The sequence below is a fragment of the Frigoribacterium sp. AC394 genome (assembly GCF_979258095.1).
The window spans coordinates 1618659-1633144 of record NZ_OZ409834.1 but is presented as its reverse complement, the minus strand read 5'-3'; the positions used below and the strand labels follow the sequence as shown (position 1 = coordinate 1633144).

The window sequence follows — 14486 nt, the reverse complement described above, 5'->3', positions numbered from 1 at the left end:
GGGCTGTCGTCGACGCGCAGCCGGCGGCGGACGACGCCGCCGGCACGCCGAGGAGTCAGTCGCGCGCAGCGACCTCTCGTCCGTCGGCCTCGCCGCTGAAGACCCAGCGCAGGTCGGCGTCGCCGACGGCCGCGCCGGTCGTGACCTCGACGTCTGCGGCCCAGCGGATCTCCGAACCGGGTTCGAGCCCGAGATCGCCGGTCGTCCGCACCGACAGGGTCATCGAGCGCCCCTCGCGCCCGAGCGTCGCGTCGTCGACCACCAGGTCGGGGGTGGCGACCCACCGGCCCCCGGGGGTGCGCACCCGGGTGACCAGCGCCTCCTCGGCGTCGGTGAACACGGTGCCGGCCGGAGCGATGAGCTCCAGGCGACCGGTGAGCCCGTCGAGGGCGGTCGTGGTCTGGACGACGAACGGGACGGGGGCCGACCCTCCCCGCAGCAGGGTCACCGTCTCGTCGACCTGGCCGGCGACGAGGCTCGCGACGCCCTCCGGGATGGTTGGCGTGCCGCCGCGGGCGTCGAAGGCGCCGGTCTCCGAGGTGCCGGTGACGGCGTAGCCGAGGGCGCTGGCCCCCGGGTCGGCGTCTCGGGCGGTCACGACGTCGAGCGACCAGCGCAGCACGTCGTGCCGGGGTGACGACCAGTTCGGTGCCGCATCGTCGACGGGCGCCCACGAGTACTCGTACCGGGTCCCGTCGGCCGAGCGGGTGCCGGTCAGACGCATGCCGGCTCCGTCGGGGAGGTCGTCGCGGTACCAGGCGCCCCGGATCGTGTCCTGGCCGGCGGCGAAGGTGCTGCCGGACGGCGCCGTCAGGGTGATCGTCCCCGTGGGTCGCGTGAGGGCCGCGGTCGAGACGGCGACCTCGAACGGCACGCGGGTGGTGCCGCCTCGAGCCAGCGTGACCTGCTCAGCGGACCTCGGCGAGAGCGCACCGTGCTCGACGGACGACGTGGAGACGGACACGTGAGCCCCGGCGAGGGCGGTCGACCCGCCGATCGCGGTCACCTCGGCGAGCCCGCCGCCGAGCAGGGTGTCGGCGGGGGCGTCGTCCGCGACGTCGAACGAGACGGTGACGTGGTTGTCGCCGCCGGGGCCGTAGGCGAGGGAGCCGTCCCCGGTCCGACTCGTGATCGTCACGCGCCGCCGGTCGTCGGCGTAGTCGTAGTCGATCGACGACCACGCGTGATCGTCGTCCGTGCGGCGGACCCGGGCGTCGGCGATCGTCGTACCGGCGGGCGCCTCGATCGTCATCACGCCCGACTGACGTGAGCGGACGTCCACCCGCGCGGTGTCGGTGGTCTCTCCGGGCAGGCCTCGAGCGACCGTCGCCGCGGCCCCGCGACCGGGGATCGCCGTCACGGGCACGAGGCGGGTGCCGTCGACCTTCAGGAGGCGCACGGTCGCCGCATCGCGCGGCTGCTGGATGTCGTCGTCCCACCAGATCAGGCGCGTGTTCGCCTCGCGGTGTCGGACGACGACGTACCAGCCGTCCTCGGCGCGACTGCCGTCGAAGGCCTTCGCGACGGAGTGGGCGGTGTCCTGGCCCTCGATGGAGAGCGACGAGCGTTCGCGACCGCGGTCGTCGTATACCGTCACGCCGACGTACTCCTGCCCGCGGAAGCTGTCGTGGCTGGGGTAGCCGGACGAGGCGGAGAACCGCAGTTCGTGCGTGGCGGGCTCGAGCGCCATCCAGCCGATGTAGCGAGACGCGATGCCGATGAACTCGAACATGCTGCCGGGTCGCACGGTGAGCGGAGTCGAGAACATCTCGCGGATGCCCGACTCGTTCGCGACCGTCACTCCCGCCGTTCCGGCACCGACCCCCGCCCCGTTCGCGCGGACGGTGTGATCCTGCACCCGGATCGATCCGACGCCGTCGGAGTTCGCGAGCCCCGTGGTCTCGGGGGTGGTGGTCAGCTGTCGCTGTCCGACGGCGACCTGCTCGTCGATCCGGTCGATCGAGCCCGTCGGGTAGGTGAAGGCCGGCATCGTGTACTCGCGGATCAGGTCGCGACTGTGCCGGTTCTGCCAGATGGGCTCCGTGAGAGCCGGCAGCTCGGCCATCGCGGTCGACGTGGCCGGCGACAGGGCGATGCCCCACTGGCGGAAGAACTCGCGGAGGTCCCGGTCGGCCACCCGGGCCGCCGTGATCGCGAACAGCTGGCGCTTCGCCTCGTCGGTCAGCGAGTCGCTCTCGCCCCGGGCGGCGATGACTCGCATCTCCTGGTTGAGGCGAGGGTAGAACTCGTCGCCGAACCCCCGACGCAGGTGGTCGAAGAGGATCTCGTTCGTGCCCGACGACGCGTACGAACGCTCCTCCACCGGGCGGGCGAAGTAGCGGTCGAGGGTGCTGAGGTGACCGGGGGAGTCGATGGTGCTCGACCAGCCCTGCGCCGACTCGACGTGCAGCGGCGAGATGTTCACCGTGACCTCGCTCAATCCCGTCCAGAGGTAGTTCGGGGCCTGATAGGTGTGACCGATCTCGTGCCAGAAACCCCAGAGGCGGGACTCGTCGCGCACGAACAGGTCGCGGGCGGCCCCGTTCGCCGGGAAGTTGATGCTCTCGTCGCTGGCCGTCGCGTACGCGCCGGGGATGTTGTCGGGCGACGCGACGTAGATGCGATGCGGGGCTTTGCGGGCGACACCCGTGGCGCCGTCGTGCAGGCCGTAGGTGTCGTTGGTGATCTCGACGCTGCGATCCCACATCGCCACCCGCGCGGGGACGTCCGCGGCGAGGATCTGCGCGCCGGTGCGCGATCGCTGGAAGTCGCCGAAGATGCGCTCGCCGATCACGGTGACGAACGGGGCGTCGGGCAGGCGGGCCATCTCGGCGCGCAGCTCGTCGTTCGTCGTCTGGCCGAGCACGAACGACGGGACGGGCTCGCCGCCCGAGAAGCTCGACGTCGGCGGAACCGCCGTCGACGGTGCTCCGCAGGAAGACCATGCCGTCGAGCGACGCCGTGACGACGTTGACGCCCGGGGTGAGTGCCGAGTTCTGGCGGTTGCGCGCCCCGCCGCCGTTGTGCTCGGAGTGGGCTCCGTAGAGACCGATCACGAGCGAGAGGCCGGGCGCGCCCTCGGGTACGGTCACGGTCAGCTCCTCACCGGCGCGGACGTAGCGGGCCGTCGGCTGGAGGTCGCTGTGCCGCATCCGGCGGTTCTCGCGCCGTCTCTCCGTCTGCGCGTCGCCGAGGCCGTGCACGAGCACCGTCGTCGTCGCGTCGTCCTCGCTGAGGCGGATCGACGTCGGCCGGGGGCCGCCGGGGGTCGACGACGTGACGACGGCGTCGGACGCGCCGTGGCTCGACGACGGCCCCGCGGACGGGCTCGAGTCGCTGGGCGAGGCCGCCGCCACCGGCTGCGGCGCGGCCCCGACGAGCAGTGGGGCGGTCAACGCCGCCACGACGACGGTCGTGAGGGCGGAACGGACGAGACGCGTATGCATGAGGCTCCCTGAGGCAGTGAAATCGCATATAGAATATCACACACCTGAGGAAGCATCAGGGCCGCCAGAAAGGCGGGCGGCCTCGCCGGGCCCTAGCTGCGGGCGACGACGAGCTCGCCGAGGGGCAGGCGCGTGCGGGGCGCGGTCTCGCGCTCCGCGAGGGCGTCGGCCAGCTTGTCGGCGCTGTCGACGACGCCGACCGCCGTCACCGTCATCGGCTTCAGGTTCTCGGCCAGGTCGAACGCGGCGGCGATGCGCTCGAACTCGACGCCGGCCATCTGGTGGGTGTGCAGACCCTCGGCCTGCGCCTGCACCGTCAGGTGCGCGACGGCCTGGCCGAGGTCGTACTCGGCGGTGGGGCGCAGATCGCCCTCCACCGACGAGGTCTCGGCGATCGCCACGATCAGCGCGGAGGCGTTCACGGCCCAGCCGGCGTTGAAGCCGACCAGGGCGTCGACGATCGTGTCGAAGTGGTGCGTGCCGCGCCGGGCGACGACGAAGCGCGCCGGCTGGCTGTTGTTGGCCGACGGCGCCCAGCGGGCGGCCTCGAGCAGGGCGTCGAGCTGCTGGTCGCTGACCGTGGCGGCGGCGTCGAACGAGCGCGGGCTCCAGCGCTCGGCGAGCTCGCGGACGATCGGGACGCTGGTGACGGCGGTGCGGGCGGCGGTGGACGAGGTGGTCTCGGTGATCGACATGGCGCGACTCTCTGCTGGGGGAAGGGGGCGAGGAGGCGCGTCATCGGGCCACCGATCCTGTAACGCACCAGGGCGCACCCGTCATTCCCGCGCCTCCTCGCCCCCCCGTCTCGCGCACCGCTCGTCGTCAGCTCCCGGTCGGGACCGCCACACCCCCGGCGGTCCCCGTCAGGGTCCAGTCGAGGCCTCCGCCGATCGGCGCTCCCTCGTCGGGGACGGCGACCACGGGCGCCCAGCGCAGACGCGCGCCGTCGGGCAGATCGAGCCCGCTCGCCCCGCGGACGGTGAGCGTCAGCGTCCGACCGTCGTCGCTCGCCACGCCGTCGGTGGCGGTGACACTGCCGGTGACGGCCCACGACCGGCCGGGGAGGCGCAGTTCGGTGACCAGCGCCTCCTGCGATCCGGAGAACACGGTGCCCGCAGGGGCTGTGAGCACGAGCTCGGTCTCGAGCGACGTGACCCGGTCCACCGCCTCCATCGTGACGGGGACGGCGGTCGACGAACCGCGGCTCAGCAGGACCGTGCCGTTCGCCGGCACGGCGGAGATCGAGCCGTCTGGCGCGGTCGGGACGGAGTCGACGACGATCAGGCGGTCGTCGACCACCCGGTAGTGCTGCGTTCTCGCGTCGTTCCGCCCGACGGGGCTGTCGGCGTCCCAGCGGGACATGCGACTGCCCGCCTCCCGGTGGCGGATCGTGATGTACCAGCCGTCGCCGACGGAGGTCCCGTCGAACGCCGCGGCGGCGGCATGGGCGGTGTCGCGCCCGGCGACGGAGAAGGACCCCTGCTGGCGACCCCGGGCGTCGTAGACGGTCGCTCCGACGTACTCGTCGGCGCCGAAGTCCGAGTGCGCCGTGTAGGTCGTCCCCGCCGTCATCCGGAGCTCGTCGGTCGTCGGCTCGAGGGCGAGGGTCGCGACGACGCGGTCCTGTCGGCCCCTGAACTGGAACGACGAGCCGGGGGTGACGGTCACCGGCGTCGAGAGGACCTCGCGGACGCCGGTGTCGTTCTCCGCGGTGAGTCGGGCCGTGCCGGTGCCGACGCTCGCCGCGTCGAGGCTCGTGCCGAGCACCCGCACATCGCCCGGGCCGTCGGAGTCACGGAGGTCGCGCGTCGTCGGCGGTGTCACGAGGGCACGCTGACCGAGGGTGACCGACTCGTCGACGGCGTCGAGCGTGCCCACCGGGACGCTGTACGCGGGCACCGCCTGCTCGAGGACGGGCTCGGTCGACAGCCGGTTCTCCCAGATCGGGTTCTGCAGGGGCGGCAGCTCGGCGAGGGCGGCCTTCGTCTCGTCGTCCAGAGCGAAGCCCCACTGTCGGAAGTACTCGGAGAGATCCCGGTCGGCGACGCGCGACGTCGTCACCGCGAAGAGCTGCCGCTGGGCCTCGGCGTCCGCAGGCTGCTGCTCGCCCAGGGCGCGCATGACGCGATACTCCTGGTTCACCCGGGGGTAGAAGTCGTCGCCGAACGCCCGGCGCAGCTGGTCGTAGAGGAAGAGTCGAGTCCAGAGGCTGCCTTCCGACATGTACGCCCGGTCGTCGACCGGCTGCGCGAAGAACGAGTCGAAGCCGCCCACCATGCGGTCGAGCCGGTTCGGCCACCCGTTGCTCGATTGGATGTGGAGGGGCGAGAGGTTGACGAGCACCTCGCCCTGACCGCCCCAGTTGAAGGTCGGCGTCTGATAGGTATGACCGACCTCGTGCCACCAGCCCCACTGATCGTCGGCGGAGGCACGGAAGAGGTCGCCTGCGGCCCCCGTCCGGACGGGGAAGTTCACGCGCTCGTGCGTCGCGCTCGCATAGCCGCCGCCGGTGTCCGGTGCCGCGACGTAGATGCGGTGACCGGACTTGCGGGCGAGTCCGGTTCCGTCGTCACGCAGCCCGTAGGTGCGGTTCGTGACCTCGATGGCGTGGTCGAGCTCGGCGACCCGGGTCTCCATGTCGACCCGGACGATCACCGTGCCCGTCGAATCGGTCTGGAAGTCCCCGAAGAAGCGGTCGCCGATCACCTGCACGAACGGGGCGTCGGCGAGGCGCGTCATCTCGGCCCGCAGCACCTCGTTCGTGGTCTGACCCGCGACGAAGACGGGCACGGGGCGTCCGCCCTCGACGATCACGTCGGCGGAACCGCCCTCGACCGTGCTCGTCAGGTGCACCATTCCGTCGAGGGGCGCGGTGATCGTGTTCACGCCCGAGGTGAGCGCGGTCGTCCACTGGCCGCGGTCGGCGCCGTCGTTGTGCGGCGCGTGCGCCCCGAACAGGCCGATGGCGATCGACATGGCGGGGGCGTTGTCGGGGACGGTCACGGTCAGGGTGTCGCCGTTCGACGCGAAGCGCCCGGTCGGCTGGCGGTCGCTGTGGCGCATCGACCGGTTCTCGCGGCCTTGCGCCTGACTCGCCGAACCCAGCCCGTGGACGAGCACGGTGGTCGACGCGTCGTCGTCGCTGAGGCGGATCGAGGTCGGACGGGGGCCGCCGGGCACGGCGTCGGACAAGAGCGTCGCCGCAGTCGCGGCCGACGCCGAGGTCGCGGCCGCGGGCGGATGCGGGCTCGACGCCACGACCAGTGGGGCGGCGAGGGCGAGCACGAGCCCTGCGGTCAGAGCGTTGCGCAGGCGGAGCGATGTCATGTGGGTCCTCGGTTCGGGGCGTCGGGACGCCGGATCTGAACAAGACCTCACGTTACATCACATATTACATATGCAGAAATGTCATCATGGGCGCAGCAGCGCGGCCGCATCGGCCACGAGTCGATCCACCTGCTCGGGCGTCGTGTCGAACGAGCACATCAGTCGGACCTCGCCGGAGGCGCGGTTCCAGTCGTAGAAGCGGTGCAGCTCGCGCAGGGGCTCGACCGTGTGCCGGGGCAGCACCACGAACACGGCGTTCGCGTCGACCGCCTGTGTGATCGTGACTCCGGGCAGGTCGGCCAGGCCGGATGCGAGCCGGGTGGCCATGGCGTTCGCCTGAGTGGCCGACCGCAGCCACAGGTCGTCGTCGAGCATCGCCAGGAACTGCGCCGAGACGAACCGCATCTTCGAGAGCAGCTGCGCGTCCATCTTGCGGAGGAAGACCAGGCCGGCCCGCGCCTCCTCGGTGAAGGTCACGATCGATTCGCCGAGCACGAGGCCGTTCTTGGTGCCGCCGAACGAGACGGAGTCGACGCCGACGTCGCGGGTGATCGCCCGCAGGGGCACGCCGAGCGAGGCCGCCGCGTTGGCGAGGCGGGCGCCGTCGAGATGCACCCGCATGTCGAGCGAGTGCGCATGGTCGGTGATCGCCCGCAGCTCGTCGGGCGTGTAGACGGTGCCGAGCTCGGTGCTCTGCGTGATGGTCACCGCGAGCGGCTGGGGGCGCTGCTGGTCGCCGCGGCCGTGCGCCTGGCGGTCGATCAGCTCGGGGGTGAGCTTGCCGTCGGGCGTCGGCACGGTCAGCAGCTTGATGCCGCCGAGGCGCTCGGGGGCGCCGCCCTCGTCGGTGTAGACGTGGGCGGTCGTCGCGCAGATCACGGCGCCCCAGCGCGGCGTCAGCGCCTGCAGCGCGGCCACGTTGGCGCCCGTGCCGGTCAGCACCGGGTCGATCGAGGCGCCCTCGCCGAACTGCTCGACGACGACCTCGGCGAGCCTCCGCGTGTAGGGGTCGGCGCCGTACGAGCCGACGTGGCCGCCGTTCGCGTCGATCAGGGCCTGCAGCACCTCGGGGTGGGCTCCCGCGTAGTTGTCGGAGGCGAACGAGTGGGCCGAGGGGTCGTGGAGTCGCGTCACCCCTCCATCATCGACCACCGCGGGCCGAGGAGGCGCGGGTCGGCCCTCGACCTGAGCCTCAGTCACGTGTAATATCCGTATGTCACATACTCTGAGGAGACCCATGGCGTCGCGAATCCATCTGTCCGCACCCGATATCGGCGACGCCGAGCGCGATGCCGTCGACCGCGCGCTCCGCTCGGGCTGGGTCGCACCGCTCGGCCCCGAGGTGGACGCCTTCGAGCGCGAGGTGGCCGACCGGGTCGGCGTGGGTCACGGCGTCGCCCTGTCCTCCGGCACGGCGGCCCTCCATCTCGGCCTCCGCGGTCTCGGCGTCTTCCCGGGCTCGCTCGTCGTGACGACCTCGTTCACCTTCGCCGCCACGGCCAACGCCGCCGTCCACGCCGGCGCCGTGCCCTACTTCGTCGACTGCAGCCCCGACACCGGCAACCTGTGCCCCGATCTGCTCGACGAGGCCCTGACGGCGCTCGCCGCCTCGGGGAAGGCCGTCTCGGCCGTGCTGCCGGTCGACATCTACGGGCGGGTCGCCGACCTCGAGCGCATCGGCGCGGTCGCCGAGGCCCACGGTGTTCCGGTGCTCTGCGACAGCGCCGAGTCGTTCGGGGCGAGCCGCCACGGGCGGGCGGCGGGCTCGTTCGGCCGCGCCTCGGCCGTGTCGTTCAACGGGAACAAGATCATGACCACCTCGGGCGGCGGCATGCTGCTGACCGACGACGCCGAACTCGCGACCGACGCGCGGCGGGTCGCGAGCCAGGCGCGCCTCCCGGTCGCGCACTACGAGCACGACGAGATCGGCTACAACTACCGGCTCAGCAACGTCCTGGCGGCGCTCGGTCGGGCGCAGCTCTCTCGACTCGGCGACATGATCACCCGGCGGCACGCGATCCGCGAGCGCTATCGAACGCTGATCGCCGATCGACCCGGTGTGCGACTGCTGCACGACGGCGGCCTCGATGCCGGGTCCGCCGGCGGTCTCACCGCCGCCGACCACGCCGACAACGCCTGGCTGACATCGCTCGTCTTCGACGACCCCGCCGCCGTCGGGATCGTCGGAACCGCCCTCGCGGCGGATGCGATCGAGACCCGCCGCCTCTGGAAGCCCCTGCATCTGCAGCCGGTCTTCGCGTCGAACGGGAGCCTGGTGTCGGGTGCTGCGGAGTCGCTCTTCGACCGGGGTCTCAGTCTGCCGAGCGGCTCCGTGCTCGACGACGGCGATCTCGATCGGGTCTGCTCCCGCCTGTCGGCCGCTCTCGATGCGGCGGGCGTCCGTGCCTGACGCGGCGCGGGCGCGCCGCGCCGCCCGGACCACGCGTCCGGCCGGGGCCACGCGTCCGGCCGGGGTCTCGCGTGCGGCCTGGCGCTCGCGACCCGCCCGGGTCGCGCGGCGGGCGTTCGAGGCGACCACCGCCTCCCTCGCCCTCGTCGTGCTGTCGCCCGTGCTGCTCGTGACGGCCGCGGCGGTGGCCCTGCGCCTCGGCCGCCCGATCCTCTTCCGTCAAGACCGTGCGGGTCGAGACGGCCGGGTCTTCCGACTCTGGAAGTTCCGCAGCATGCTGCCCGTCGATCCGAGCCGCGGGCTCGTCTCCGACGCCGACCGTCTCACGCGGTTCGGTGCTCTGCTGCGGTCGACGAGCCTCGACGAGCTGCCGGGTCTCGTCAACGTCGTCCGGGGCGACATGGGTCTCGTCGGCCCGCGACCCCTGCCGCCGATCTACCTCGACCGCTACACCCCGCAGCAGGCGAGGAGGCACGAGGTCGCCCCCGGGCTGACCGGGCTGGCGCAGGTGGCCGGCCGCAACGCGATCCCGTGGGACGACCGCCTCGCCCTCGACGTCCGCTACGTCGACGAGGCGTCCCCGCTGCTCGACGCGCGGATCCTCCTGCGGACGGTGCGCGTGGTCCTGTCGCGCGAGGGGGTCTCGGCCGACGGTGTCGCGACGATGACGGAGTTCCGAGGGTCGGGCGAGCGCACGGCCTGACCGCGTCGCCTGCCGTCTGCACCAAGATGGGTGCATGGGCGGAGTGCTGATCGGGTTCGGGATCATCGGGGCGGTGATCGCCGTCGGCTACGTCGTCGGCCGCATCGACCTCCTCGGGCCGCAGGGGCACCACGTGCTGTCGCGCATGGTGTTCTTCGTGCTGACGCCCTGCCTGCTGTTCACGACCATCTCGCAGGCCGACGTCCATCTGCTGTTCTCGCGCCTCCTGGTGGTCAGCGCCGCCGCGTCGCTCGTCGCGGCCGTGATCTCGGTGCTGGTGCTCAAGCTCGTGCTGAAGAGGTCGGCGGCCGAGACCGCCATCGGGACGATGGGAGGCGCGTACGTGAACGCGAACAACATCGGTCTGCCCGTCGCCACCTACGTGCTGGGCAGCGCCACGTTCGTCGCGCCCGTCCTGCTCTTCCAGCTGCTGGTGCTCACGCCGATCGTGCTCGCCGTCATGGACACCGCCACCAATCGCGGCAGCAGCCTCGGTCGGACCATCGCCCGGCCGTTCACGAACCCGCTGCTGATCGGGTCGGCCCTCGGCGTCGTCGTCGCCGTGACCGGGTTCGAGATCCCCGAGGCCGTGATGCAGCCGTTCGTGCTCGTCGGCGGCGCCGCGGTGCCCGTGGTGCTGATCTCGTTCGGCATGTCGCTCGTCGGGTCCCGACCGCTGCAGGCCCGGGAGGGTCGCGCCGACGTCGTGCTCGCGACGGTGCTGAAGCTCGGCGTGATGCCGCTCGTCGCGTGGCTGCTGGGCGCGTTCGTCTTCGGCTTCGAGGGGCACGAGCTGTTCGTGGCGGTCGTGCTGGCCGGGTTGCCGTCGGCGCAGAACGTCTTCAACTACGCGCAGCGTTATCGGACGGGGGTGGTCGTCGCCCGCGACACGGTGCTCGTCACGACCATCGTCGCGGTGCCGGTGCTCGTCGTCATCGCGGCGCTGCTCGCGTAGCCCGCGCCCGGCTCGCATCGCCCGACCCCGCGTCTCGGAGTCGGGCTGCGCGCCCGGTCAGAAGATCATCGGGCGATCGTCGTCCAGCTCGGTGTCGAGGTCGAGGTCGACGACGACGGGCACGTGGTCGCTCGGGGCGTCGCCCTTCCGCTCGTCGCGGTGGATGGCGGCCGAGGTCACGAGGTCGGCGAACGCGCTCGAGCCCATGATGAAGTCGATCCGCATGCCCTCGTTCTTCGGGAACCGGAGCTGCTTGTAGTCCCAGTAGGTGTAGCCCTCGGGGATCCGCGGGCGGACGACGTCGGTGAGGCCGACCTGCTCGAATCGGGCGAAGGCCTCGCGTTCCGGAGCGCTGACGTGCGTGCTGCCCTCGAAGACCGACATGTCCCAGACGTCGGAGTCGAGAGGCGCGACGTTCCAGTCGCCCATCAGAGCCAGGGGCAGGTCGGGCTTCTCGGCGAGCCACGCCCGGGTCTCGGCGGCGAGCTCCGCCAGCCAGTCGAGCTTGTAGTCGTAGTGGGGGTCGCCGAGCTCGCGGCCGTTGGGCACGTAGAGGCTCCAGAGTCGGACGCCCTCGACGGTGACGCCGATGGCGCGGGCCTCCTTCGGCTGATCGGGGCCTTCCTGGCCCTTGGCGAATCCGGGCTGAGAGGGGAAGGTGATCTCGACGTCGTCCATCGGCAGACGGCTGGCGAAGGCCACGCCGTTCCACTGGCTGAGGCCGTGCAGCTCGACCTCGTAGCCCGCTTCGCGGAACGCGTCGAACGGGAACTGCTCGGGCTTGCACTTGATCTCCTGCAGGCCGACGACGTCGATGTCCTCGCGCACCAGCCAGTCGACGACACGGCCCACTCGGGCGCGGACGGAGTTGACGTTCCAGGTGGCGACTCGCATGCCGACCACGCTACCGGGGAGGCGCGGTGCCGGTCCCGTGATGCCGCCCCCGTGGTCGGCAGGAGGTCGGGCCGGTGCCTGTGGAGGGGTCTGCCGTACCATTGGGCGCGTGACCGACGCACGCACACAGCTCATCGACTTCATCGGCTCCGAAGCCGTCTTCCACGGCGACTTCACTCTGACGAGCGGCAAGAAGGCGACCTACTACATCGACCTCCGCAAGGTCAGCCTCGACCACCGCGTCGCCCCGCTGATCGGCCGGGTCATGGTCGACCTCATCGACGAGGTCCCCGATGTCTTCGCCGTCGGCGGTCTGACCATGGGCGCCGACCCGATCGCCGCCGCCGTGCTGCACCAGGGTGTCGCGCTCGGCAAGGACTACGACGCCTTCGTGGTCCGCAAAGAGCCCAAGGACCACGGGCGCGGCAAGCAGGTCGAGGGCCCCGAGCTCGCCGGCAAGCGGGTCGTCGTGCTCGAAGACACGTCGACGACCGGGGGCTCGCCGCTCGCGGCCGCGAAGGCGCTCGAGGCCGTCGGCGCGGAGATCGCCGCCGTGGCCGTCGTCGTCGACCGCAGCACCGGCGCTCGCGAGGTCATCGAGGCCGCCGGCTACCCGTATCTCGCCGCCATCGATCTCGACGATCTCGGGTTGCGGCCGTGACCGACGAGGCCACCGGTCGCGACGCCGACGACGCCGAGCGCGACTCCGCCGACTGGCTCGCCGCGCAGTTCGGTGGCCGCGAGCCGGAGCGCGAGTCGGAGCCCGGCCCCGACCCCGCGACGGAGCCCGGCCCCGACCCCGCGACGGAGCCCGAGCAGCCCGAACCCGTTCCGGAGGCGGTGGCGGAGCCGGTGACGGAGTCGTCCGAGCCCGAGGCGGAGACCGGGCCCGCGTCGGCCCCCGCCCCCGCGTCGGCCTCCGCCCCCGCGACGGACCCCGAGCCCGCGTCGCCCAGCGCCGTCGCCGCGCCCGTCCCGGTGGTCCCCGTGGTGCCGCGCCGCGCTCCGTCCCTGCCCGTCCCCCCGGCGCCCACCGACGAGTCGACCGTCTCGCGCAGCTCCGGGCACCCCATGGCGCTCGATCTCGCGGCGCTGCGCCGGGCCGCCTCGACCGAGCCGGCCCCGACCGAACCGCCCTCCGAAGCCTCCGAGGCTGCGGCCGACGAGCACGGGGCCCCTGCGGCCCCGCCTCGCGAGCAGCGGCCCCCGCTCGAGACCCCTGCACCCGCGTCGCCGCCCGCGCCTTCGGCTCCTGCCGATCCTCCGGGCACCCCTGCGACCACGAACGAGCCGGGCCCGTTCACCGCGATCCTCACGACCCCGACCGCGTCCGACCTCGCCGCCGAGCCGCGCACCTTCGACTGGAGCGCGCTCCCCTCCGAGGCGGAGCCCGAGGCGGAATCCGGGCCGGAGTCCGAAGGCGACCTGCCGGCCACGCAGGCGCACGACATCGTGACCTCCGACGTCGAGACGCGGGCGTTCACACTGCCCGCCGACGACCGACCCGAGGAGGAGCGGGTCGTCGACCACGCCCCTCCCGTCGTCGATCCACCCGAGCCCGCGCCCCTGAGCGAGACCCGGGCGCTGCCGGTGCCCGGCGCCCCCTCCGGCACTCCGCCCGAGCCTGCGGCCGAGGCGGCACCCGACCCCGAGCCTGCCCTTGCGCCCGAAGCCGAGCCCGCTCCCGAGCCCGAGCCCGCACGCGAGCCTGCCCTTGCGCCCGACGCCGAGCCCGCTCCCGAGCCCGAGCCTGCGCTTGCGCCCGAAGCCGAGCCCGAGCCCGCATCCCGTCCCGAGCCCGTCCAGGCCCCCGGCGGCGACTCCGACCCGGCCCCCGTCGGCGTGACGACGCCGGCCGCCGCGTCGTCGGCCGACCCCTGGTGGGTGGAAGAGCACCACGAGATGACGCGCCGCGAGCGACGTCTCGCCGAGGCGGCGGGTCAGCTGCCCCCGCCGGCCGTGGCGCCGGCGGCGGCTGCGCCCGAACCGGCTCCGCACGACACCGCCGGCGATCCGTCGCCCTCCGACCGCGACGACGAGTACGAACCGACGTTCACCGAGATCCTCGGCATCGTCCGCCAGCCCGTCGCCGAGCCCGACTCCGCTGAGACCCTGCCGGCCGGTTCGTGGTCGCTCTCCGACGACGTCGACCCCGTCGACTCCGACTACTCGGAGTCCAGCGCGAGGCGAGGCGCCCACGATCCCTCCGAGCGTGGGCAGCACGACGTCGTCGACGACGAGCCCGCCGACGACGCTGCGACCTCGGTCCTGCCTCGCCGGGCACGGTCGACGCCGTCCGATGCGCCCTTCGTCCCGTTGTTCGGCGACGACGACGACGAGCCCGGCCCGAGACGCCGCCGTTCGGCGGCGACGGAGCCCGAGTCCGACCCCTTCGCCGGCTTCTCCGCCCCCTCCGGGTCGTCGGCCCCGATCGACGAGCCCGGTCCGAGGAGGCGCGGTGACGACGCCCGGCCGCGCCGCACCTCCTCGGGTGGCGGCATCGAGGCGTGGCCTCGCGAACGCAAGATCCTGCTGGGGGCGGCGGCCGGTGTGGTCGTCGTGCTCGCCCTGCTGGTCCTGTTCCTCCTCGTCGGATCGGCCTTCGCCGCACCCGAGGCGGCCTCCTCCGGCGGCCCGGCGGCGCTGGTCGCCGTCGCGTCGGACGCGATGATGCGACCCGAGGCGGTGGTCTCGGCCGTGCTCTGAATCGGCCGCTCTTCGAGCCGACCGGTGCGCCTCACGGAAAGTGAG

The 14486-nt window shown here is 72.8% G+C and carries 10 protein-coding genes and 2 pseudogenes; 5 read left to right on the top strand and 7 right to left on the bottom strand.

Features of this window, described 5'->3' with window-relative positions; all coding sequences use genetic code 11:
• Positions 1-55 precede the first annotated feature (55 nt).
• From ACZZY9_RS07510 to ACZZY9_RS07485, 6 genes and pseudogenes are all read right to left on the bottom strand, one after another.
• Positions 56-1732: a putative mucin/carbohydrate-binding domain-containing protein gene (locus tag ACZZY9_RS07510; RefSeq protein WP_463464649.1), complete on the bottom strand. Its 1677-nt coding sequence runs from the start codon at positions 1730-1732 to the stop codon at positions 56-58.
• 375 nt (positions 1733-2107) lie between these two features.
• Positions 2108-2878: pseudogene (locus tag ACZZY9_RS07505) on the bottom strand (M60 family metallopeptidase); the annotation flags it as partial.
• Between the two features lie 52 nt (positions 2879-2930).
• Positions 2931-3446 (bottom strand): annotated as a pseudogene (locus tag ACZZY9_RS07500) (M60 family peptidase N-terminal accessory domain-containing protein); the annotation flags it as partial.
• A 92-nt stretch (positions 3447-3538) separates the two neighbouring features.
• Positions 3539-4141 (bottom strand): nitroreductase family protein, encoded by a 603-nt coding sequence (locus ACZZY9_RS07495; RefSeq protein WP_463463622.1) that lies wholly within the window; start codon positions 4139-4141, stop codon positions 3539-3541.
• Between the two features lie 127 nt (positions 4142-4268).
• Positions 4269-6773 (bottom strand): M60 family metallopeptidase, encoded by a 2505-nt coding sequence (locus tag ACZZY9_RS07490; RefSeq protein WP_463463621.1) that lies wholly within the window; start codon positions 6771-6773, stop codon positions 4269-4271.
• A gap of 84 nt (positions 6774-6857) precedes the next feature.
• Positions 6858-7907, bottom strand: coding sequence for a threonine aldolase family protein (locus ACZZY9_RS07485; RefSeq protein ID WP_371740810.1), 1050 nt, complete (start codon positions 7905-7907; stop codon positions 6858-6860).
• Positions 7908-8010: 103 nt separating this feature from the next.
• Between ACZZY9_RS07485 and ACZZY9_RS07480 the strand changes: the two genes are divergently transcribed.
• The 3 genes from ACZZY9_RS07480 to ACZZY9_RS07470 are packed head-to-tail and all read left to right on the top strand — an operon-like array spanning position 8011 to position 10841.
• Positions 8011-9183: a DegT/DnrJ/EryC1/StrS family aminotransferase gene (locus tag ACZZY9_RS07480; RefSeq protein WP_463463620.1), complete on the top strand. Its 1173-nt coding sequence runs from the start codon at positions 8011-8013 to the stop codon at positions 9181-9183.
• Positions 9176-9886: a sugar transferase gene (locus tag ACZZY9_RS07475; protein WP_463463619.1), complete on the top strand. Its 711-nt coding sequence runs from the start codon at positions 9176-9178 to the stop codon at positions 9884-9886. The genes ACZZY9_RS07480 and ACZZY9_RS07475 overlap by 8 nt, the downstream gene beginning before the upstream one ends.
• 34 nt (positions 9887-9920) lie before the next feature.
• Complete coding sequence (locus ACZZY9_RS07470) at positions 9921-10841, top strand: AEC family transporter (RefSeq protein ID WP_192061573.1); 921 nt, start codon at positions 9921-9923, stop codon at positions 10839-10841.
• Between the two features lie 57 nt (positions 10842-10898).
• Here ACZZY9_RS07470 and ACZZY9_RS07465 read toward each other — a convergent pair whose 3' ends face one another.
• A complete protein-coding gene (locus tag ACZZY9_RS07465) occupies positions 10899-11735 on the bottom strand; it encodes an exodeoxyribonuclease III (protein ID WP_463463618.1) in 837 nt (278 codons plus the stop codon).
• Positions 11736-11844: 109 nt separating this feature from the next.
• Here ACZZY9_RS07465 and pyrE point away from each other — a divergent pair, with 109 nt between their 5' ends.
• Positions 11845-12396, top strand: a complete 552-nt coding sequence (pyrE, locus tag ACZZY9_RS07460; RefSeq protein WP_192061571.1) for an orotate phosphoribosyltransferase — start codon at positions 11845-11847, stop codon at positions 12394-12396.
• Entirely contained in the window at positions 12393-14441 is a 2049-nt protein-coding gene (locus ACZZY9_RS07455) for a hypothetical protein (RefSeq protein WP_463463617.1), read from the top strand. The genes pyrE and ACZZY9_RS07455 overlap by 4 nt, the downstream gene beginning before the upstream one ends.
• The last annotated feature ends 45 nt before the right edge of the window (positions 14442-14486 follow it).